Origin of the sequence: Pseudomonas sp. rhizo25, from assembly GCF_031931935.1 — a bacterium.
Lineage (GTDB): Bacteria > Pseudomonadota > Gammaproteobacteria > Pseudomonadales > Pseudomonadaceae > Aquipseudomonas > Aquipseudomonas synxantha.
This window is the reverse complement of record NZ_JAUJXA010000005.1, coordinates 244,476-266,330: the sequence shown is the minus strand read 5'-3', so window position 1 is coordinate 266,330 and position 21,855 is coordinate 244,476. Positions and strand designations below refer to the sequence as shown.

Annotated in this window: 17 protein-coding genes; 6 read left to right on the top strand and 11 right to left on the bottom strand. The window is 60.7% G+C overall.

What is annotated here, in order from left to right:
- Positions 1-3: 3 nt before the first annotated feature.
- Both QZR30_RS13590 and QZR30_RS13585 read right to left on the bottom strand, forming a co-directional pair.
- The gene (locus QZR30_RS13590) at positions 4-891 is read right to left on the bottom strand and encodes a 1-aminocyclopropane-1-carboxylate deaminase/D-cysteine desulfhydrase (protein WP_046068704.1); all 888 of its coding nucleotides are present in this window, start codon (positions 889-891) and stop codon (positions 4-6) included.
- Positions 892-948: 57 nt separating this feature from the next.
- Positions 949-2,988, bottom strand: a complete 2,040-nt coding sequence (locus tag QZR30_RS13585; RefSeq protein WP_046068705.1) for an NADPH-dependent 2,4-dienoyl-CoA reductase — start codon at positions 2,986-2,988, stop codon at positions 949-951.
- A 211-nt stretch (positions 2,989-3,199) separates the two neighbouring features.
- On the opposite strand from QZR30_RS13585, the gene QZR30_RS13580 reads away from it, so the two are divergent.
- Entirely contained in the window at positions 3,200-4,330 is a 1,131-nt protein-coding gene (locus QZR30_RS13580; protein WP_046068706.1) for a carbon-nitrogen hydrolase family protein, read from the top strand.
- Positions 4,331-4,333: 3 nt separating this feature from the next.
- Entirely contained in the window at positions 4,334-5,368 is a 1,035-nt protein-coding gene (locus QZR30_RS13575) for an AraC family transcriptional regulator (protein WP_311903424.1), read from the top strand.
- A gap of 8 nt (positions 5,369-5,376) precedes the next feature.
- On the opposite strand, the gene QZR30_RS13570 is transcribed toward QZR30_RS13575, so the two are convergent.
- A complete protein-coding gene (locus tag QZR30_RS13570; RefSeq protein ID WP_145916477.1) occupies positions 5,377-5,574 on the bottom strand; it encodes a hypothetical protein in 198 nt (65 codons plus the stop codon).
- Between the two features lie 122 nt (positions 5,575-5,696).
- On the opposite strand from QZR30_RS13570, the gene QZR30_RS13565 reads away from it, so the two are divergent.
- The gene (locus tag QZR30_RS13565) at positions 5,697-6,701 is read left to right on the top strand and encodes a transketolase-like TK C-terminal-containing protein (protein ID WP_056846605.1); all 1,005 of its coding nucleotides are present in this window, start codon (positions 5,697-5,699) and stop codon (positions 6,699-6,701) included.
- A 39-nt stretch (positions 6,702-6,740) separates the two neighbouring features.
- Here the strand turns inward: QZR30_RS13565 and QZR30_RS13560 are convergent, their stop codons facing one another.
- The gene (locus QZR30_RS13560; RefSeq protein ID WP_311903423.1) at positions 6,741-7,211 is read right to left on the bottom strand and encodes a MarR family winged helix-turn-helix transcriptional regulator; all 471 of its coding nucleotides are present in this window, start codon (positions 7,209-7,211) and stop codon (positions 6,741-6,743) included.
- 143 nt (positions 7,212-7,354) lie between these two features.
- On the opposite strand from QZR30_RS13560, the gene aceE reads away from it, so the two are divergent.
- Positions 7,355-10,015, top strand: a complete 2,661-nt coding sequence (gene aceE / locus QZR30_RS13555; protein ID WP_124401133.1) for a pyruvate dehydrogenase (acetyl-transferring), homodimeric type — start codon at positions 7,355-7,357, stop codon at positions 10,013-10,015.
- A gap of 1 nt (position 10,016) precedes the next feature.
- Here the strand turns inward: aceE and QZR30_RS13550 are convergent, their stop codons facing one another.
- The gene (locus QZR30_RS13550; protein ID WP_046068711.1) at positions 10,017-10,838 is read right to left on the bottom strand and encodes a DUF2242 domain-containing protein; all 822 of its coding nucleotides are present in this window, start codon (positions 10,836-10,838) and stop codon (positions 10,017-10,019) included.
- An 89-nt stretch (positions 10,839-10,927) separates the two neighbouring features.
- Complete coding sequence (locus tag QZR30_RS13545) at positions 10,928-11,827, bottom strand: LysR family transcriptional regulator (protein ID WP_046068712.1); 900 nt, start codon at positions 11,825-11,827, stop codon at positions 10,928-10,930.
- Positions 11,828-11,941: 114 nt separating this feature from the next.
- On the opposite strand from QZR30_RS13545, the gene QZR30_RS13540 reads away from it, so the two are divergent.
- A complete protein-coding gene (locus tag QZR30_RS13540; RefSeq protein ID WP_046068713.1) occupies positions 11,942-13,123 on the top strand; it encodes an MFS transporter in 1,182 nt (393 codons plus the stop codon).
- A 117-nt stretch (positions 13,124-13,240) separates the two neighbouring features.
- The gene (gene nhaA / locus QZR30_RS13535; protein ID WP_046068714.1) at positions 13,241-14,584 is read left to right on the top strand and encodes a Na+/H+ antiporter NhaA; all 1,344 of its coding nucleotides are present in this window, start codon (positions 13,241-13,243) and stop codon (positions 14,582-14,584) included.
- A gap of 80 nt (positions 14,585-14,664) precedes the next feature.
- Here the strand turns inward: nhaA and QZR30_RS13530 are convergent, their stop codons facing one another.
- The 5 genes from QZR30_RS13530 to clpP all read right to left on the bottom strand — a co-directional run bounded on the left by QZR30_RS13530 (position 14,665) and on the right by clpP (position 21,807).
- A complete protein-coding gene (locus tag QZR30_RS13530; protein WP_057013457.1) occupies positions 14,665-16,539 on the bottom strand; it encodes a SurA N-terminal domain-containing protein in 1,875 nt (624 codons plus the stop codon).
- Positions 16,540-16,769: 230 nt separating this feature from the next.
- Positions 16,770-17,042 carry an HU family DNA-binding protein gene (locus QZR30_RS13525; protein ID WP_003174819.1) on the bottom strand — a complete coding sequence of 91 codons (273 nt, stop codon included), beginning with the start codon at positions 17,040-17,042 and terminating at the stop codon, positions 16,770-16,772.
- Between the two features lie 148 nt (positions 17,043-17,190).
- Entirely contained in the window at positions 17,191-19,587 is a 2,397-nt protein-coding gene (lon, locus tag QZR30_RS13520) for an endopeptidase La (protein ID WP_046068716.1), read from the bottom strand.
- A gap of 188 nt (positions 19,588-19,775) precedes the next feature.
- A complete protein-coding gene (gene clpX / locus QZR30_RS13515; RefSeq protein WP_017136464.1) occupies positions 19,776-21,059 on the bottom strand; it encodes an ATP-dependent Clp protease ATP-binding subunit ClpX in 1,284 nt (427 codons plus the stop codon).
- Between the two features lie 112 nt (positions 21,060-21,171).
- Positions 21,172-21,807, bottom strand: coding sequence for an ATP-dependent Clp endopeptidase proteolytic subunit ClpP (clpP, locus tag QZR30_RS13510; RefSeq protein WP_043048706.1), 636 nt, complete (start codon positions 21,805-21,807; stop codon positions 21,172-21,174).
- Positions 21,808-21,855: the final 48 nt, after the last annotated feature.

The window sequence follows — 21,855 nt, the reverse complement described above, 5'->3', positions numbered from 1 at the left end:
CACCTACAGGAAACCTCGGCGGCCTTGCAGGCCGCCAGTGTGGATGAAGATCAGGCGCGTGCCGGGGGCAAAGCGTCCGGCCTCGATCTGTTGCTTCAATGCCAGCAGCGCCTTGCCGGTGTAGAGCGGCTCCAGTGGCACACCGCAGGCCCGTTCGGTGCGCTCGATAAAGTCGAGCAGCAGCGGATCGACCTTGGCAAAGGCGCCACGGCAGGCGTCCAGCAACTCATAACCGGTCTGCACAATCGCACTCACATTCTGCGCCACGCCATGATCATCCGGCACAGCCATTGCGCCGTACACCGGATGCGCGCCGGCCTCCGCCAGCACCAACCCGGCCAGAGTAGTACCGGTGCCCGCCGCCAGCCACCATGCGTCGTAATCCGTCCAGCCGAGGTGGCTCAACTGCGCCCGCGCCTGCTCCACCAACACCCCACAGCCCAGCGCACCGTCCAGACCGCCACCGCCTTCGGGTATCGGATAAAGGTCGGGATACTGCTCGCGCCAGGGCAGCCAGAAACCCGGCTCATGCCGCACCCGATAACCGCCGTAGCCCAACCAATGCAGTTGCATCCCGAAGGTCTTGAGGTCGAGCACCGTGGGAGTGTCTTGGGGATGGCCGCGCAACAGGCCGACCGTGGGAAAATCAAAGCGCTTGCCCGCCGCCGCCAATGCGTGCAGATGGTTGGAGTAGGCCCCGCCGAGGCTGATAACCCCTTTGGCGCCGATAGCGCGAGCCTGAGCCAGGTGCTCAGTAAGCTTGAACCATTTGTTGCCGCTGATCAGCGGATCGATACGGTCCAGGCGCAGCACAGCCAGCTCGATGCCGTTCAGCCAAACAAGCTGCACAGGTTCAAGGGGCGCATAAGGCAGCCAATCGAAAGGGCCCATCGGCAGGTATCTGAATGAGAAAGGGGCGGCAAGTCTAACACCGCCCCTGTTGTCGCCTTACAACTCGGCAGCCAGGCGCGAGCCCTGGTTGATGGCGCGCTTGGCGTCCAGCTCGGCGGCCACATCGGCACCGCCGATCAGGTGCACGTTCTGGCCGGCGGCGACCAGGCCGTCGCGCAACTCGCGCAGCGGGTCCTGGCCGGCGCAGATGACGATATTATCCACCGCCAGCACCTGCGGTTCACCCTCGGCGCCGATGCGGATATGCAAGCCTGCGTCATCGATCTTCAAGTACTCGACACTGTTGAGCATCTGCACCTGCTTGTTCTTCAAGCCGGTACGGTGGATCCAGCCGGTGGTCTTGCCCAGGCCGTCGCCGACCTTGGAGGCCTTGCGTTGCAGCAGGAACACTTCACGGGCCGGTGCATGGCGCTCGGGCTTGATCCCTGCCACACCGCCACGCGCTTGCAACTGGGTGTCGATACCCCATTCTTTCCAGAACGCCTCGCGATCCAGGCTGGTGGACACGCCTTGGTGTACGAGGAATTCCGACACGTCAAAGCCGATCCCGCCTGCGCCAATCACCGCTACGCGCTTGCCCACCGGCTTGCGCTCAAGGATCACGTCCAGGTAACTCAAGACCTTGGCGTTTTCGACGCCCGGGATCGCCGGGGTGCGTGGCGCGATACCGGTGGCCAGGATCACCTCGTCATAACCACCCGCCACCAGTTGCTCGACATCCACCCGAGTATTCAGGCACAGCTCGACGTGGGTGGTCTGCAATTTGCGCTTGAAGTAACGCAGGGTTTCGAAGAACTCTTCCTTGCCCGGCACGCGCTTGGCGATATTGAACTGGCCGCCGATCTCGCTGGCGGAATCGAACAAGGTCACTTGGTGCCCGCGCTCGGCGGCCACGGTGGCAGCGGCCAGGCCCGCAGGGCCAGCACCGACGACCGCGATTTTCTTGATTTGCTGGACCGGTAAATAATTGAGCTCGGTTTCATAGCAGGCCCGCGGGTTGACCAGACAGGTGGTCAGCTTGCCGCCGAAGGTGTGGTCCAGGCATGCCTGGTTGCAGCCGATGCAGGTATTGATTTCATCGGCGCGCCCGGCTGCGGCCTTGTTGACGAACTCCGGGTCGGCGAGAAACGGTCGCGCCATCGAGACCATGTCGGCATCGCCTTCGGCCAGGATCCGCTCGGCGACTTCCGGGGTATTGATGCGGTTGGTGGTGATCAGGGGTATCTGCACCGCGCCGCGCAATTTGGCCGTGACTTTGCTGAACGCGCCACGGGGCACCTTGGTGGCGATCGTCGGGATACGGGCTTCGTGCCAACCGATACCGGTGTTGATAATGGTCGCGCCGGCCTGCTCGATGGCCTTGGCCAACTGCACGACTTCTTCCCAGACGCTGCCACCTTCCACCAGGTCGAGCATCGACAGGCGGAAGATAATAATGAAGTTGGGGCCTACCGCTTCGCGCACACGGCGCACGATTTCCACCGCCAGGCGCATGCGATTTTCAAAGCTGCCGCCCCAGCGGTCGGTGCGGTGGTTGGTGTGGGCAGCGAGGAACTGGTTAATGAAATAACCCTCCGAGCCCATGATTTCCACGCCGTCGTATTCGGCGACCTGAGCCAGCAACGAGCAGGTGACGAAATCCTGGATCTGCTTCTCGATGCCCTCTTCATCCAGCTCCCTGGGCTTGAACGGGTTGATCGGCGCCTGGATCGCGCTGGGTGCTACCTGCTTGGGGCTGTAGGCGTAGCGCCCGGCATGGAGGATCTGCATGCAGATCTTGCCACCCGCCTCGTGCACGGCCTGGGTGACAATCTTGTGTTTCTGCGCTTCTTCGTCAGTGGTCAGCTTGGCGGCACCGGCATACACACCGCCCTCATCATTCGGACCAATGCCACCAGTGACCATCAGGCCCACCCCGCCACGGGCGCGCTCGGCAAAGTAGGCCGCCATGCGCTCGAAACCACCGGGTTTTTCTTCCAGGCCAGTGTGCATCGAGCCCATCAGGGTACGGTTGCGCAAGGTGGTGAAACCCAGGTCCAACGGGGCCAGCAGGTGCGGGTAGGCAGCAGCGGTCATGGTACAGCTCCACAACGGATCATCACGGGACGTGGCGCACTCGAACGGCGTGCCATCGGTTTATGTCCCACAGACTAAGAGGCAGCGGACCACGGCTCAATGACTGAAACTGACAAGTTATTGATCCAAATGCACAGCGCCCCTTGGCAAGCGGTGCCATGGGCCCTACCCTAGTCGCGAACCCTGCACCCGGTCTGTTGTCTGTTGCCCCATGCGTAAACTTCTAGCGTTCACCGTCATCATGGCCCTGGTTGCCTCTCTCGCCGCGTATCTGGTCTGGACCCAGGAGCGCCCCGTGGCGCATTACCTGTCGGACCTGCGCATCACCCTCGCCGTCAATGAGGGCCAGCCGGCCGAGCGTGGCAACCTGCTGGGCATCCAGCCGGAGCTGTTCCCCGCCGACTACCAGAGCCTGGAACGCCTGCACCTGAAACTGGCGGCCTACCTGCAAAACGCGCGTGACCTGGGCCTGATCAACCCCAAGACCATCGTGGTGCTGCCCGAACATATCGGCACCTGGCTGATGCTCAGTGGCGAAAAAAACGAGCTGTACCAGGCCGCGCATCTGAAGGACGCCATGCACTGGCTGTCGATCAGCAACCCGCTGCCCTTCATGCGCGCCTGGATCAGCGCCACCGGTGACAACCGCATGGACGACGCGTATTTGCGCATGAAAGCCCCGGCCATGGCGCAAGACTACCAAGTGCTGTTCGGCGGCCTGGCCAAGGAGTTCGGCGTGACCCTGGTAGCCGGTTCCATCGCCTTGCCCAACCCGACTGTCAGCCAGGGGGTACTGCAGGTAGGCCACGGCGCGCTGTACAACGCCAGCCTGGTGTTTGCCGCCGATGGCTTGCCATTGGGCCAGCCGCAGCGCCAGCTCTACCCGATCTACGATGAACGCGGGTTTATCGCGCCAGGAGATGAAAACACCCTCAGCGTGGTCGACACGCCCGCCGGGCGCCTGGGCATTCTGGTAGGCAGCGACAGCTGGTACCCGGACAACTACCGCAAGCTCAACGAACAGGGTGCGCAACTGGTCGCGGTGCCAGCCTTTGTTACCGGGCGCGACACCTGGGACCGCCCATGGCGTGGCTTCAAGAGCGTGTCGACGCCTGCTGAAGTCAGCCTCAAGCCCGAAGAAACCAGCGAGGGCGCCGCCTGGCGCCGCCTGACCCTGATCAGCCAGCAACCCGTCAGCCAAGCCACGGCGGGCATGAGCGTATTTTTACGTGGGCAGTTCTGGGACCTGGGCAGCGCCGGCCAGAGCTTTCTCAGCAGCAACGGGCAAGTGTTCGCCGACAGCGACGCCCGCGGTGCGCGCCTGCTGAACATCTGGTTGTAGCCCTTGAAGCCGGTGCGCCTGGGGGATCTGTCGGTGGGCTTCGTGCACACCCTGGCCGACGCCATCCACAGCCACGGCCTGGACCCGCAACCGCTGCTGCTGCAATACGGCCTCGATCCGGCGCGCCTGGCCGAGGCCGGCGCACGCTTATCAATCCCGCGCTACATGCGCCTGGGTCACGCGGCCATCCAACTGACCGGCGACCCGGGCCTGGGCCTGCGCATGGGCCAGCTCAGTCGCTTGAGCCAGGCTGGCCTTGCCGGCGTCACCGCCGCCCAGGCGCCCAATGTGCGCGAAGCAGCGCGCGCACTGATACGCTTTGAAGCGCTGTACGGCTCCAACTATCGCGGGCAATCCAGTTTTAGCGAGGATGCCAAGGGCGCTTGGCTGCGGTTCTATTCCATCAGTCCCTACAACGCCTATAACCGCTTTGTCGTCGATTCGATCATCGCCGGTTGGCTGCAGCAACTGTCTGGCCTGGCGCAACAGCCGGTGCAGGCGCAACGGATCGAAATCGAATTCCAAGCGCCGGACTACCACGAACAATACAGCGTGCTGGGAGACGGCCTGGTGCACTTCGGCGCCGACGCCAATCAACTGCGCCTCAGCCAACCGACCCTGGCCCTGCGCAACCCACAGCATTGCCCCAGCACCTGGCACCTGTTGTTGCAGTTGTGTGAGAGAGAGTTGGAGCAGTTGACCCGCACCCGCAGCCTGCGCGAACGCATTACCCGGTTGCTCGGGCCAATGCTCAATGGGGGCCGGGAGCCCGATCTGGAAGAAGTGGCGGCACGCTTGAAGCTGCCGACCTGGACGCTGCGGCGCAAACTGGCCGAGGAAGGCACGCAGTTTCGCGCCATTCTTAACGACACCCGCCGCGACCTGGCCATGACCTACATTCGCGATACCGAGCTGGCATTCGGCGAAATCGCCTACTTGCTCGGTTTTGCTTCGGCCCAAGCCTTCCAGCGGGCCTTCAGGCGCTGGAACAACCAGACCCCAGGGGAATTTCGCCGCAGTCAGCGGCATTCCACCTGAAGTCGGTTTTACAGCTCGGTGGCATCGTCGGCGGGATCCAGTGGATCCAGCTCGAATGCCTGGTACTCCAGCAATTCTTCCTGGTATTCGTCCATGGTGAACTCCTTCTTGAATTGAAAGCGGTTGCAGATAAATGACCTGCGAACCCAGCCTAAAGTGCCGTCATGACGAAAAAATGTCGACGTGATGACATTCCGGTATTTCAAGATTAAACGCGCCAGGGTCGGGATGATTTAACCGCGAGGCTTTTCAAGTGCAATTGCAATCATTGCAAATGCAACCACATTTCCATTAGGGTACGAGCATCCGTTGAAAGGAGCTTCGCCCCATGCCTGCCTCCACCGCGCATTCTGCGCTGCGCTGCATCGACGCACTCGACACCGCCGCCAGCCCGGGCAGCTCGCCGTTGTATACGGTCATGACCATGGCCAATACCCTGGAATCCAGCCGACAAGCCTGGGTGATCCGCGGCCAGTCACGCAGCCGCCGCGTGGGCAACTGGCCCACATGGTTTGCACGCAATCGCGGCGAAAAACCTTTGCTCTACCTGCACAGCGCGACATCGTCGGCACAGCTGTGTGCACTGTCGGACCAGACCGCCCAGCGCGGTATCTTGTGCAATGACATCGAAAACCAGCCCTCCCCATGGCCCAAGGGCGCGCACCCATCGCTGCCGTTGTGGCTGGCGACCCATCCGCGCTGCACCCCTTACGATCCCGCCTCGGGTGACGAAGCCAGGGCGATTGTGCTGGCAGGGCTGCGCACGCTGTACGTCGACGGGCAGCCGGGCTTTTATTACCTGGCGCTGCATGATCAGGACGCTAGCACCACGCTGGATAGTCAGGACCGTGCAGACGCCCACAAAGGCATGTATCCGATCCAACGTGGCCAAGTGGGAGATGTGCGCCTGCTCGGCGCTGGCCGGGCGCTTGAAGAAGTCATGCTCGCGGCTCGGTTGCTGGCACAGGACTGGAATATCACGGCGCAGGTATGGAGCTGCCCCAGCTACACACGGCTGGCCCGTGAGGCGGCGGCCGCCGAGCGCTGGAATCGCTTGCACCCCCTGGCCCCCAGGCGCAGTTGCCATTTGCGTGAGTGCCTGGCGGGAAATACAGCGCCGGTGATTGCAGTGACCGGCTATCCGCAGGCGATTGTCGATCAGTTGAGGGCGCACGTGGATACGCGGTTTATAGCGTTGGGCGCGGGGTCGGTGCAGGCGACGGCACCGAGTCGGTATTGGGTGGTGGTATCGGCGCTCAGGGCGTTGGCGGAACAAGGACGGATCGATGCATTAGACGTGAAGAAGGCAATGGCCCGCTACCCCCTTGGATGAGCTGGAATGTTCGGGCTTGCATTGGCTTTTCATTGTTGCTCAGCGCTTGCCGCGGCTGCGGGTCGGCACGCCCGCCGCCATCGCCAGCCCCGCAGTGCGCTGCAGGGCATCGGCAAACGCCTGGCGTTGCCCAGGTTCGATCTGCGACAGGAACAGCTCGTCCACGGTGCTTTCGTAGATCTTCCACATTTTTTTGCGCAACACCCGGCCGGCGTCCGTGATCGAGGCAAACGCCGCACGACCGTCGCCGTCGGAACGCGAGCGCACCACCAGGCCGTCCTTTTCCAGGCGGTCTACCAGACGCGTGAGGTTGTAGCGCTCGATGGCCAGCACATCGGCCAATTCGTGCATGCGACGGGTACCATCGGGCCCGCTCTCCAGGCCCCACAAGGCGTCATACCAGGCGTACGGCGGCAGATCCGCCGCGGCCAGCCGCCGCTCGATTTCACGGATGACCGTCCTGTGGGCCCTGACAAAACGGAACCAGACATCCGGTTCTTTCGACGACATGCAACACCATCCGGGGGATTTCAAGAAGGTTGCAATAGTAGCTCATCCCGCGCTAGATTCCGCCATGTCGTTGCAATTGCAACTACATTTGCGTCACTCCCACAAGGAGCTCGCCGCTTGAATCGCCTACCCTGGAGCCTCACATGACCTCGAATAACACAGCAAGACTCGACGATGATCCACAGGAAACCCGCGAATGGCTGGAGTCCATCGAATCGGTGTTGTCCACCGAAGGCCGCCCCCGCGCCCATTACCTGATCGACCAGTTGCTGGATTTCGACGTCGCGCGCCATGGCGACTTCTACGGGCGGGTCACCACCCCCTACGTCAACAGCATCCCGGTCGAACGCCAACTGCCCTACCCCGGCAATCTGGACATCGAGCGTCGCACCAATGCGTTTATCCGCTGGAACGCCATGGCGATGGTCCTGCGCGCAGGCAAACACTCAGGTGTAGGTGGGCATATCGCCACCTACGCATCAGCAGCGGTGTTGTATGACGTCGGCTTCGATCATTTTTTCCGTGGCCGAACCGACACCTTCGACGGTGACCTGGTATACATCCAGGGCCACTCTTCCCCAGGCATCTACGGCCGCGCCTACCTGGAAGGCCGCATCAGTGAAGCCCAGCTCGACAACTTCCGCCGCGAGGCCGGCGGCGAGGGACTGTCGTCCTACCCTCACCCACGGCTGATGCCCGATTTCTGGCAATTTCCCACCGTGTCCATGGGCCTTGGCCCGATTACCGCCGCCTACCAGGCGCGGTTCATGCGTTACCTGGAGTTTCGCGCCCTCAAGCAACACCAGGGCCGCAAGGTCTGGGCATTCCTCGGCGATGGCGAAATGGACCAGCCGGAATCCCTGGCTGCCATCTCCCTGGCAGGCCGCGAAAAACTCGACAACCTGATCTTCGTCGTCAACTGCAACCTGCAACGCCTGGACGGCCCGGTGCGCGGCAATGCCAAGGTGATCCAGGAGTTCGAGAGCCTGTATCGCGCCGCCGGTTGGAATGTGATCAAGGTGATCTGGGGAGGCGGTTGGGACGCACTGCTGGAGAAGGACCAGAGCGGCCTGCTGCGCCAACGCATGATGGAGTGCGTGGACGGCGACTATCAGAACTACAAATCCCAGAATGGCGCTTATGTGCGTGAACACTTCTTTGGCAAATACCCGGAGTTGCTGGCGCTGGTTGCGGACATGTCCGACGACGATATCTGGAAACTCTCACGGGGCGGGCATGACCCGGACAAGGTTTACAATGCCTACGCCGCCGCCGTGCGCCACAAGGGCCAGCCCACGGTGATCCTGGCCAAGACCGTGAAGGGTTTTGGCATGGGTGAAGCCGGCGAAGGCCAGAACATCAACCATCAGCTCAAGAAGATGGGTGCCGACGCGGTAAAAGCCTTTCGCGACCGCTTCGGCCTGGAAGTCGCCGATGACCGGCTCGACGAAATCCCTTACCTCAAACCCGCCGCCGACAGCGAAGAAGCTCGCTACTTCGCCGCAAGACGCCAAGCCCTGGGCGGCTATGTACCGGCGCGCCACACGGCTGTCGCCCCTTTGCAGATCCCCGAGCTGAGCGCGTTTGCCACCCAACTCAAAGACACCGGCGAACGCGCCATCTCCACCACCATGGCCTTTGTGCGCATCCTCGGCACCCTGCTCAAGGACCCGCACCTGGGCAAGCTGATCGTGCCCATCGTGCCGGATGAATCGCGTACCTTCGGTATGGAAAGCCTGTTTCGCCAGATCGGCATCCACTCCGCCGTCGGACAGCTTTATACGCCACAGGACGCAGGGCAATTGAGCTACTACAAGGAGAGCAAGGACGGACAGATCATGCAGGAAGGGCTGAATGAATCCGGCGCCATTTCTTCGTGGATCGCGGCGAGTACGTCCTACAGCAATCATGGCCTGATGACTGTGCCGTTCTACATTTTCTATTCGATGTTCGGCTTCCAGCGCGTTGGCGACCTGGCCTGGGCCGCGGGTGATGCACGTGCGCGCGGCTTCCTGCTGGGTGCCACGGCCGGGCGCACCACGCTGATGGGCGAAGGCTTGCAGCACGACGACGGGCACAGTCATATCCTGGCGTCGGTGATTCCGTGCTGCGTGGCCTATGACCCAACGTTTGCCTACGAGCTGGCGGTGATTATTCGCGAGGGCATGCGGCGCATGTATGTCGAGCAAGAGGACATCTATTACTACATCACCCTGCTCAACGAAAATTACCCGCACCCAGCGATGCCCGAAGGCGTTGAAGAAGGAATCCTCAAGGGCATGTATCCGCTGAGCACCCACCCGCAAGCGCAGGTGCAGCTGATGGGCAGCGGCTCGATCTTGCGGGAAGTGATCGCCGCAGCCGAGCTGCTCGCCAAGGATTTCGCCGTGCACAGCGATGTCTGGAGCGTCACCAGCCTGACCGAGCTGCGCCGTGACGGACACGCCGCCGAGCGCTGGAACCTGCTGCACCCGCAAAGCGAGCCGCGCCAGAGTTATGTCGAAACCTGCCTCGACGGGAAAACCGGAGCAGTGGTGGTAGCGACCGACTACATGAAGTTATTCGCCGACCAGATTCGCCCCTTTGTGCACGGTCGCCGTTTCGTCGCACTGGGCACCGACGGGTTCGGGCAGTCGGATACCCGCGAGGCATTGCGCGAGTTTTTCGAGGTCGACCGCCACTTCATTGTTCTGGCGGCCTTGAAAGCGTTGGCGGATGACGGTGTGATTGGCCGGGACAAAATCGCCCTGGCCATCAGCCGCTACGGGATCAACGTCGACAAGGTAGATCCCGTAGCCGTCTGAGTCACTGCGCAGGCGCTGGCAGGGGCGGAATCGCCTCTGTCGGTGCCGGCAGGCTGGGGTTGGTCGGCGCCGGCGCAGGCTCGGTTACCGGTGTTGGGGCCGGCGCAGGTTCCGGGTTCGGCTCTGGTGTCGGCGCGATCGGCGCGGCCTCAGGTGGCGGCGCAAGAGGTTGCGCGGCGGCAGGCTGCGGTGTGTCCTGCGGCGCCTCGACCTTCTCGGCAGCCGGCGCAGCCTTGGGTTCGGGCATGCCCAGGTCAGCCTTGGGCTTTTCGGGAATATGCTCGGCCTGCTTCACCTCCTGGGGCAGGAACACATCCACCAGGGCGAAGTAGCGCTCGTAGAACTTCGGCGCCGAGACGGTCTCGCTCGCCACCTTTACCATCGAGTCATCGGTGGAGCCAATCGGCATCGACACCGAACCCAGTACACCCACGCCCAGGCTGGCGGAGTTGTTGACCTTCTTCAACGCATAGCGATCCTGCAAGGCATTGGCAAACATCGTCGAGTGATTGCTGCCCTTGCCATCTGCGGCACACACCACATTGAAGCTGATCTGCAGGTGGGTCTCGCCAGTCTGCTGGAAGCTCTTGTTGCCGGCCACCAACTTGGGATCGCTGCTGGTGATGATGTAGCCCTGGCTCAGCAACGCACGGCGCGCCGCCTCACAGGCGGCCACGTCGCTGACCGGGTAATCACGGGAAAACGTACCGGAGTCATCGAAATTCTCGTGCTCATAGATAGCGGTCTTGGGTGACGAGCAACCCGCAGCGCCCGCCAGCACCAGCGCCAACCCGAGGCTGCGCAAGTGAAATGATGTCGACATTGAAAATCCTGAGGAAAACGGTCCGGACGGTATTGTGCAACAGAACAGGGCCTGGAGGCGCGCATTCCTGTCGGTAAAACGTCACAGGCTCAGGGAACCGCACCGGTAGGAAAAAGCCCGGCACACATATGGTCGATGAATACCCGTAGTTTGGCCGAGGCATGGCGACTGGCCGGCCACAACAACCAGAAACTGCCGCGGTGCTCGAGGTGCTCGTCCAGTACTCGCTGCAATTGCCCTTTGCTTACCGCCTGGTTGACCATGTAGTCCGGCAGGCATGCAATACCGAGACCTTCCTGCACCACATGATAGAGCGACTCGATGGTGGTACTGACCAATGGCGTGCGCAGGCTCGGCTCCGTTGAGCCCGGAACATGACGCAGGGGCCAGGGCTCCAGCTTGCCGGTGGCGCAGAATTTATGCCGCAGGCAGGCGTGGTGATTCAGGTGTTGCGGCTGACTTGGAATGCCGTGCTGCTCAAAGTAGCCGGGCGTGCCGACGAGGACCAATTGGTAGTGCCCCAGATGGCGCGCCATCAAGCGCGAATCTTCCGGCTTGCCGGTGCGAATCACCGCATCGAAGCCCTCTTCGATCACGTCCACCATGCGGTCGGAAAAATCCACGTCCAACTCGATTTCCGGGTAGGCACGCATAAAGTCGCTGATCACCGGCATCAACAAACCACGCACCTGGGGCACGCTGATACGCAACTTACCCCGAGGCGCGGCACTGGCCTGGGTCAACTCCTGTTCGGCCGCCTCCACTTCCGCCAGGATGCGTCGCGAGCGCTCCAGGAACAGCGCGCCCTCACTGGTCAGGGTGATACTGCGGGTGCTGCGATGAAACAGCCTGACACCCAAGCGCTCTTCCATCCGCGCGATGCTTTTGCCTACCGCCGAAGATGACACACCCAATATCCGACCCGCCGCGGTAAAGCTGCGGGTGTCCGCGACCTGTACGAATACTGAGAGACTGCCAAGGTTGTCCATGGTGATGCCTTGGATGATTGCGGACAACAACGTCCGATAAGTTCGGAACCTTAGCCTGTTTTTCCGCACACCGCAGCCCCCTACCCTGTCTCCTTGCCCCTCAAGGAGAACCCCATGAACGACAGCCCTTTATTGGCCGGTACTGCCCCCCAACATGAGGCCCTACCCCTGGCAGGCTTGCTGGCCCTGGCCTCGGCTGGCTTTATCACCATTCTCACCGAGGCGATGCCCGCCGGATTGCTGCCGCAAATGAGTGCAGGGCTGGGCGTGTCCCAGGCCCTGGTCGGGCAGTTGGTGACGCTCTACGCCCTCGGCTCGTTACTCGCGGCCATCCCCCTGACGCTACTGACCCGAGGCTGGCGCAGACGTCCCCTGCTATTGATTGCCATTGGCGGCTTTGCCTTGGTCAACAGTGTTACCGCGTTTTCCAGCCACTATGGCCTGACCTTGATCGCACGCTTTTTCGCGGGTGTGTTCGCTGGGCTGCTGTGGGCACTGCTGGCGGGTTATGCCAGCCGCATGGTTGCGCCTCACCTGCAGGGCCGGGCGATTGCCGTGGCCATGTTGGGCGCGCCGCTGGCCTTGTCCCTCGGCGTACCTGCCGGCACGTTGCTGGGTACGCTGGTCGGTTGGCGTACCAGCTTCGCCATCATGACCGGCCTGACCCTGTTACTGCTGGTATGGGCGCGCTGGCAACTGCCGGACTTCGCCGGTGAACCGGCAAGCAAGCGCCTGGGCTTGCATAAGGTACTGACCTTACCGGGCATACGTCCGGTGCTGTGGGTGACCCTTACCTACGTGTTGGCCCACAACATCCTCTACACCTACATCGCGCCGCTCCTGGTACCGGCCGGGATTGGCGGCGACATCGACAGGGTATTGCTCGTGTTCGGCTTGATGGCCCTGTTGAGCATCTGGCTGGTAGGCATCTGGATTGACCGGCATCTACGGCTACTGACCCTCATCAGTTGTGCGATGTTCGCCGTGGCCGCCTTGCTGCTTGGCCTCTGGATCAGCTCGCCAATCAGCCTCTACATCAGCGTGGCGTTGTGGGGCCTGGCGTTCGGTGGCCTCGCGGCCCTGTTGCAAACCGCCCTGGCCAAGTCGGCGGGCCACTCGGCCGATGCCGCGCAATCAATGCTGGTCACGGTGTGGAACCTGGGCATAGCCGGGGGAGGATTGGCAGGTGGCTTATTGCTGCAAAGCTTCGGTGTCGAGGTATTCCCATGGGCGGTTTTAGGCCTGATGGCGCTGGCGGTGGGCGCAATACTGGGTAAGACAAAGCACGCACGATGACAAGTTTGTTTACAACTTATTCATCAGCTTCCTATCATCCCCCTGGGTGCGTCGCTGCATAAAGTACGGCGCAGGTTAAAAGCCAAGCATTGGTCGGGCCGCCAATGGAGATTTGTCGTGCCTGATAAACACCCTGCGATCCCTCGCCCTCAACGTCTGGCTGAGGGCGCGCTGTCTGCCCTTGAGCGCTTTTCCCGTATCGAAGCCGTCAGCGGTATCGTCCTGCTGCTGGCGGCCATTGCGGCGCTGATCTGGGCCAACAGCCCCGCCGCGGCGACCTACGAGCATTTCTGGAACACGCCCATCACTCTGGGGCTGGGCGACTACAGCGTGTCACGCTCCCTGCACTTTCTGGTCAATGACGGGCTGATGACCATCTTCTTCCTGGTGGTCGGTGCCGAGATCCGCCAGGAAATCAAGGACGGTGCCCTCGCCAACCTCAAGCTCGCCACGCTGCCGCTGGGCGCGGCGTTGGGTGGCGTGCTGATGCCAGCGCTCATCTACACCCTGCTCAACCACGGCACTGCCGCCGCGAGTGGCTGGGCCGTGCCCACCGCGACCGACATCGCCTTTGCCGTGGGCGTGCTGGCGTTGCTGGGCAAATCGATCCCCAGCGGGGTGCGTATCCTGTTGCTGGCCCTGGCGATCATTGACGACATCGTGGCGATCCTGATCATCGCTATCTTCTTCACCGCCAGCCTCGACTACATGGGTTTGGTGATTGCCGCAGGCGGCCTGGCCCTGGTGCTGGTGTTTCAGCGCATGGGCATCGGCAAGGCCGCGATCTATCTGCTGCCAGGCGCGATTGTCTGGTTTGGCCTGCTCAAGACCGGCGTGCACCCTACCCTCGCCGGGGTCATCCTTGGCTTGATGACGCCGGTCCATTCCAAGCCCACCACTGAGCGCCCGCTGGAGACCATCGAACGCACATTCAACGAGCTGATGGAGCGCTTCTCGCAATCGGCGCAAGGCCCCCAGCAGGTCGCCCAGCCCCTCAAGCAACTGCGCGAAGCCCAGCGGGAAATGTTGCCGCCGGTACAACGGGTGCAATCGGCACTGCACCCGTGGGTAGCGTTCGGCGTGATGCCGCTGTTCGCGCTGGCCAATGCCGGAGTGAGCCTGGACGGTTTCAACCTGGATGATCCGTTGGCCCACGGTGTGTTCATGGGCGTCATCTTCGCCCTGGTACTCGGCAAGCCGTTGGGCGTGATGCTGGCGAGCCTGGCGCTGGTCAAGCTCAATATCTGCAAGCTGCCCGATGGGGTGACCTGGACGGGGGTGGGCCTGGTCGGCCTGTTGGCGGGGATCGGTTTCACCATGTCGATCTTTATCTCTTCCCTGGCCTTCTCCGACCCGGCCCTGCTGTCGGCTGCCAAGCTGAGTGTATTGGCCGCTTCGACCCTGGCGGCGCTGATCGGCCTGACCTGGGGCAAGCTCAAGTTCGCCGGCAAGCCTACTTAAGGCGAGTTCAGCAGCGCTTTATCGAGGGCAAAAAAAGACCCCGGCCTTTTCAGGACGGGGTCTTTTTATTCAGGCCGGCATCAGTATTTCTTGATGTCTGCCTGGGTTTCCAGCTGCTTGCGGTACGCCGCGAAGTCCTGCTGGCCGATACGGGAAGCGAGGAAGCGACGGTATTGCGCCTTTTCTTCGTCCGTAGGCGCTGCCGCTTCGTTGACGCCGTTCAAACGCACGATCACCAGGCTGCCATCGCGCAGGGTCACGGTGGTGAAGGTCGGCTTGTCCTTGGCCGCAGGCTTGGGCATGCGGAACAGGGCTTGCAGCACGGCCGGGTCGATGGATTCCTGACCACGGGTCGCCGCTTCAGTGACCTTCCAGGCTTGGCCGTCAATCGGCTGGTCCAACGCGGTCTTGCCATCGCGCAGGCTGGCGATCAACTCGTCGGCATGAGCCTTGGCAGCAGCGCTCGCGCGCTCCTTGGTCATCTGTGTGCGAATGGCCGCCTCGACCTTCTCGAGCGGCAGTTGAGCCGGCTTGAGATGCTCCTTGGCACGCAGCACGATGATGGTTTCCGGGTCCAGCTCGATGGCGCTGCTGTTGGCACCTTCATCCAGCACTTCCGGGCTGAACGCGGCGGTGACCACGGCACGGTTGGCCGCGACGCCTTCGCCACCTTCGCGGCCAAATGGCGCGGAGGTATGGACGGTCAGTTTCAGGTCAGATGCCGGCTGGGCCAGGTCGGACGCTTCAAATGCCGCATCTTCCAATTGCTTGGTCGCTTCGACAAACCGCTGTTCCACTTGCTGGGTCTTGAGCTCGCGGGTCAGCTTGTCTTTCAGGCTGGCGAACGATGGTACCTCAGGTGCTTCAACGCCCAGCAACTTGATCAAGTGCCAACCGAAAGCACTGCGCACAGGCGCCGATACCTGGTCTTGCTTCAAGCCGTACAAGGCAGTTTCGAAGTCCGGATCGTAGACGCCCGGACCGGCAAAGCCCAGGTCGCCACCATTGTTGGCCGAACCTGGATCCTGGGAGAATTCCTTGGCCAGGGCCTCGAACTTCTCACCCTTGGCCAGGCGCGCCTGGATCTCTTCGATCTTGGCCTTGGCTTGTGCCTCGGTGACCTTGTCGTTGACTTCGATCAGGATGTGCGCGGCACGACGCTGTTCAGCGAGGTTGGCGGTTTCCTTCTCGTAGGCAGCCTGCAATTCATCGTCCTTGACGGTGACCTGGTCGAAGAAAGACGACTTCTTCAGTTCCAGGTAGTCGATGACCACCTGGTCCGGGGTCATGAATTCCTTGGCGTGCTGGTCGTAGTAGGCCTTGACCTCGTCATCGGTGAGTTTCACCGCCGCAGGGTCAGCCTTGATATTGACGGTGGCGAAATCGCGGGTCTGCTTTTCCAGACGGGCAAATGCCAGCACCTCGGCGTCGGTCACGAAACCGCTGCCGGCGATACCTGCGCGAACCTGGCCGATCAGCATTTCCTGGGTCAGCATCTGACGGAATTGCATACGGCTATAGCCCAGCTGACGAATCACCTGGTCAAAGCGTTCGGCGCTGAACTTGCCGTCCACCTGGAATTCCGGCGTCTGCAGGATCACCTGGTCCAGTGCCGCTTCCGAGAAGCCGAACTTGGAATCAGCAGCGCCTTGCAACAGCAGCTTGCGATCGATCAGGCCCTTGAGGGCCGCGTCGCGCAGCAGTTTTTCGTCCAGCAGGGAAGCGTCGAAATCCTTACCCAGCTGTTGCATCAGCTGGCGCCGTTGCATGTCGACGGCCTGGCTCAATTCGGTCTGGGTGATTTCCTCACCGTTGACCTTGGCCACGTCCTGCTTGTTGTTACCCGAAGCCTGGAAAATAGCCTCGATACCGGTGAACGCCATCAATGCGACGATGATCCCGATAATGGTCTTGGCAATCCAGCCTTGTGAATTGTCCCTGATATTTTGCAGCATGCGTCCCCCAGAAACGGTTGAACTTCAAATTTAGGCAACCGTGGAGCGTGGGTAGAGTCCGGATAGAAGAAAGGCGCATCCGAGGATGCGCCTTCTCGTAACTGGCGGAGCGGACGGGGGTTAGAACCCACACCCCCGGCATGGCGACCCAATGGATATGTGGGTCAGCTGCCGCTCCGCTGCCAGGCCAGACCTGCGTCTAACCCGGGTAGGTAAGGCAAGAACGAAGCTTAGTTAACCGCTTCTTTCAGGGCTTTACCGGCTTTGAAACCTGGTTTCTTGGCAGCAGCGATTTGCAGTGCTTTACCGGTCTGTGGGTTACGGCCAGTGCGAGCTGGGCGATCGGTCACAGAGAAAGTACCGAAGCCTACCAGTACCACGGAGTCGCCGGCCTTCAGAGCGCCAGTGACGGATTCGATTACTGCGTCCAGCGCACGGCCAGCAGCAGCTTTCGGGATATCAGCGGATGCGGCGATAGCATCAATCAGTTCCGACTTGTTCACTCTAAGTCCCCTTATATATCTATTGAGTATGATTCTAAGTTTTTTGGTAAAAGCAAAAACCAGTGCTGAATGGCCTACAGACACTTAAGAGCCGCTTTATAACAAGGGCTCTAAAAAGCTGTCAAGGAAGCCCCCAGGCTTTAACACATTAATGCGTGCTAATTCTTTCCTTGGAATCGGACTCGCGTTTTTCGTCCTTCGCGACTATCTCCGGAGCCACATCCGGCAAGGGCTCCGGCGCGTATTGCAGCGCAATTTGCAGGACCTCGTCAATCCATTTAACCGGTTTAATCTGAAGATCCTGCTTGATATTGTCAGGAATTTCCTTCAAATCGCGAACATTCTCTTCAGGAATGATCACCGTCTTGATTCCACCCCGGTGTGCAGCAAGCAATTTCTCTTTCAGACCACCGATAGCCAATACTTGGCCACGCAGGGTAATTTCCCCGGTCATTGCCACATCGGCGCGCACAGGAATCCCGGTCAATGCCGACACCAGGGCCGTGCACATGCCTACGCCCGCGCTGGGGCCGTCCTTCGGGGTCGCCCCTTCCGGCATGTGGATATGGGTGTCGTGCTTCTCGTGGAAGTCCAGGGGGATGCCCAGGCTGCGGGCGCGGCTGCGCACCACGGTCTGCGCGGCCGTAATGGATTCGACCATCACGTCACCCAGGGAGCCGGTCTTGATCAATTGGCCTTTGCCCGGAATTACCGCGGCTTCGATGGTCAGCAATTCGCCACCCACCTGGGTCCACGCCAGGCCAGTTACCTGCCCGACCTGATCCTGTTGTTCGGCCAGGCCGTAGCGGAATTTCTTCACGCCGAGGAAGTGTTCCAGGGAGTCGGCAACCACCTTCACGGAGAAGCGTTTTTCCAGGGCGTGTTCCTTGACCGCCTTACGGCAGATCTTCGCAATCTGGCGCTCAAGGCCCCGTACACCGGCCTCGCGGGTGTAGTAACGCACGATGTCGCGGATCGCCTCGACGTCAAATTCGATCTCGCCTTTCTTCAGGCCGTTGGCCGAAATCTGCTTGGGCGCGAGGTATTTGACGGCGATGTTGATCTTTTCGTCTTCGGTGTAGCCCGGCAGACGAATCACCTCCATCCGGTCCAGCAAAGCTGGTGGAATGTTCATGGAGTTGGAGGTGCACAGGAACATTACGTCGGACAGGTCGTAGTCGACTTCCAGGTAATGGTCGTTGAAATTGTGATTCTGCTCTGGATCGAGGACTTCAAGCAGCGCCGACGCAGGATCGCCACGCATGTCGCTGCCCATTTTGTCGATTTCATCGAGCAGGAACAGCGGGTTGCGCACACCCACTTTTGTCATCTTTTGAATCAATCTTCCGGGCATCGAACCGATGTAGGTACGGCGATGACCACGGATTTCCGCCTCGTCACGCACGCCGCCCAGGGCCATGCGCACAAACTTGCGGTTGGTGGCGCTGGCAATCGACTCCGCCAGGGAGGTTTTACCTACACCTGGAGGGCCGACCAGGCACAACACCGGGCCGCGGATTTTCTTCACGCGCTTTTGTACGGCGAGGTACTCGAGGATGCGTTCCTTGACCTCTTCGAGACCGTAGTGGTCGGCATCGAGGATCTCTTCGGCACGGGCCAGGTCCAGGCGTACCTTGGTCTGAGCCTTCCACGGCACCTGTACCAGCCAATCGATGTAGGAGCGCACCACGGTGGCTTCGGCCGACATCGGCGACATCTGCTTGAGCTTGTTCAGCTCAGCAGTGGCCTTGGTCAAGGCGTCTTTCGGCAGGCCAGCGGCGTCGATACGCTTTTTCAGCTCTTCGATTTCGTTGTGGCCTTCCTCACCGTCACCGAGCTCTTTCTGAATGGCCTTCATCTGCTCATTCAGGTAGTACTCGCGCTGGCTGCGCTCCATTTGTTTCTTCACGCGGCCGCGGATGCGCTTCTCGACCTGCAACAGGTCGATTTCGCCATCGAGCAGCGCCAGCACGTGTTCGACACGTGCCGGCAGGTCGATGATTTCGAGGATGTCTTGCTTCTGTTCGATTTTCAGCGCCATGTGCGCCGCCATGGTGTCGACCAGACGGCTTGGCTCATCAATGCTGTTGAGGGAAGACAGGACTTCAGCCGGGACTTTCTTGCCCAACTGCACATACTGCTCGAACTGCGAGAGCAGGCTGCGTACAAACACCTCGGACTCACGCTCCGGGGCCTCGATTTCTTCGATCAGCGCCACTTCGGCGCGCAGGTGGCCGTCCACCTCCATGAAACGCTCTACCGCGCCGCGCTGCTCGCCTTCTACCAGTACCTTGACGGTACCATCGGGCAACTTGAGCAATTGCAATACAGTCGCAACGGTGCCGACGCGATACAGGGCGTCTTCGCCTGGATCATCATCAGCTGGATTCTTCTGGGCCAACAGCAGGATTTGCTTGTCGCCCGTCATCGCGGCCTCGAGGGCTTCGATAGACTTCTCGCGCCCCACGAACAGCGGGATAACCATGTGCGGATAGACGACGACATCACGCAACGGCAGGAGAGGCAATTCGATGGTTGTCTTCATGATTTCGCCTCTATGACAGTTGAAAAGTAAGCTTGAAACCAAGATGGGGGTTCGATGCAAAAAAAACAAGCTCAATGCCAGCAGTTAAACGCATGAATAACCGCGAATTTAACCACTGCCCTGAGAAACCACCCCAAAAAACAAGGGGCCCCTGAAGGCCCCTTGCTTGTACCGCTACCGCTGGACGCTTACGCGTCTGGCGCTGCCTTGGCAGCCGGCTCACTGTTTTCGTAGATATACAGTGGCTTGGACTTGCCTTCTATAACGCTTTCGTCGATCACCACTTTACTCACCTCGGACTGCGAGGGGATTTCGTACATGGTGTCGAGCAGCACACCTTCAAGAATCGAACGCAGGCCACGTGCACCGGTCTTGCGCTCCAGTGCCCGCTTGGCCACCGATTTGAGTGCGTCGGTACGGAACTCGAGGTCTACACCTTCCATCTCGAACAGCTTGGCGTATTGCTTGGTCAATGCGTTTTTCGGCTCGGTGAGGATCTGAATCAGAGCAGCCTCATCCAGCTCGTCCAACGTGGCCAGGACCGGCAGACGGCCAACGAATTCCGGGATCAGACCGAACTTGACCAGATCGTCAGGTTCGACTTCACGCAGGGACTCGCCCACCTTCTTGCCTTCTTCCTTGCTGCGCACTTCCGCGCCGAAACCAATGCCGCCACGGGTGGAGCGCTGCTGGATAACCTTCTCCAGGCCAGAGAACGCACCGCCACAGATGAACAGGATGTTACGCGTGTCAACCTGAAGGAATTCCTGCTGCGGGTGCTTGCGGCCACCCTGGGGCGGTACGGAAGCAACCGTGCCTTCGATCAGTTTCAACAGGGCCTGCTGCACGCCTTCACCGGAAACATCCCGGGTAATCGACGGGTTATCGGACTTGCGCGAAATCTTGTCGATTTCGTCGATATAGACAATACCCATTTGGGCCTTTTCTACGTCGTAGTCACACTTCTGCAGCAGTTTCTGAATGATGTTCTCGACATCTTCACCCACGTAGCCAGCCTCGGTGAGGGTGGTGGCGTCGGCAATGGTGAACGGAACGTTCAACAGGCGAGCAAGGGTTTCAGCAAGCAGGGTTTTACCCGAGCCTGTAGGACCGATCAGCAAGATGTTGCTCTTGCCGAGTTCGACTTCGTCGCCTTTCTTGTCACGCTGGTTCAAGCGCTTGTAGTGGTTGTACACCGCTACGGCCAGAACCTTCTTTGCACGCTCTTGACCAATCACATACTGGTCAAGGATGCCGCTGATTTCTTTCGGCGAAGGTAATTTATGCGCACTGCTCTCGGCCTGGGCTTCCTGCACCTCCTCGCGGATGATGTCATTGCACAGGTCGACGCATTCGTCGCAGATAAACACCGAGGGGCCGGCAATCAATTTGCGCACTTCATGCTGGCTTTTGCCACAGAAGGAGCAATAGAGCAGCTTGCCGTTGTCCTCGCCGTTGCGGGTGTCAGTCATTCGTTCGATCCAAATCCGATAGGCTTGCAACACAAGATGAAGGCTTATGCGGGCTTTTTCAAGCCCGCCAGTGGTCGGACATGCCGACCAGCCCTATTTTGAGCGGCTTATATTAAGCGGGGCGCTTGTCGATCACTGCGTCGATCAACCCGTATTCTTTCGCGGCTTCAGCGCTCATGAAATTATCACGGTTGGTATCACGCTCGATTTCTTCCAGGGTGCGCCCGCTGTGGTGGGCCATCAGTTTATTGAGGCGCTCGCGGATGAAGAGGATTTCCTTGGCATGGATTTCGATATCCGACGCCTGGCCCTGGAAACCGCCCAGTGGCTGGTGAATCATCACACGCGAGTTAGGCAGGCAGTAACGCTTGCCCTCGGCACCCGCGGTCAGCAGGAACGCGCCCATGCTGCAGGCCTGGCCGATACAGGTGGTCGACACGTTTGGCTTGATGAACTGCATGGTGTCGTAAATCGACATGCCCGCTGTCACCGAACCGCCCGGCGAGTTGATGTAGAGATGGATGTCCTTGTCCGGGTTTTCCGCTTCAAGGAACAGCAGTTGCGCACAGATCAGGTTGGCCATGTAGTCCTCTACCGGGCCCACCAGAAAGATCACTCGCTCCTTGAGCAGGCGCGAGTAGATGTCGTAGGCGCGTTCGCCACGAGCGGACTGCTCGACAACCATCGGGACCAGGCCGCCTGCGGCCTGGATATCAGAGTTCTGCTGAATATAGGAATTACGGAACATGCTCTGCAGTTACTCCCAAATAGTCATGTCTTGAAAACGCATAAGCCA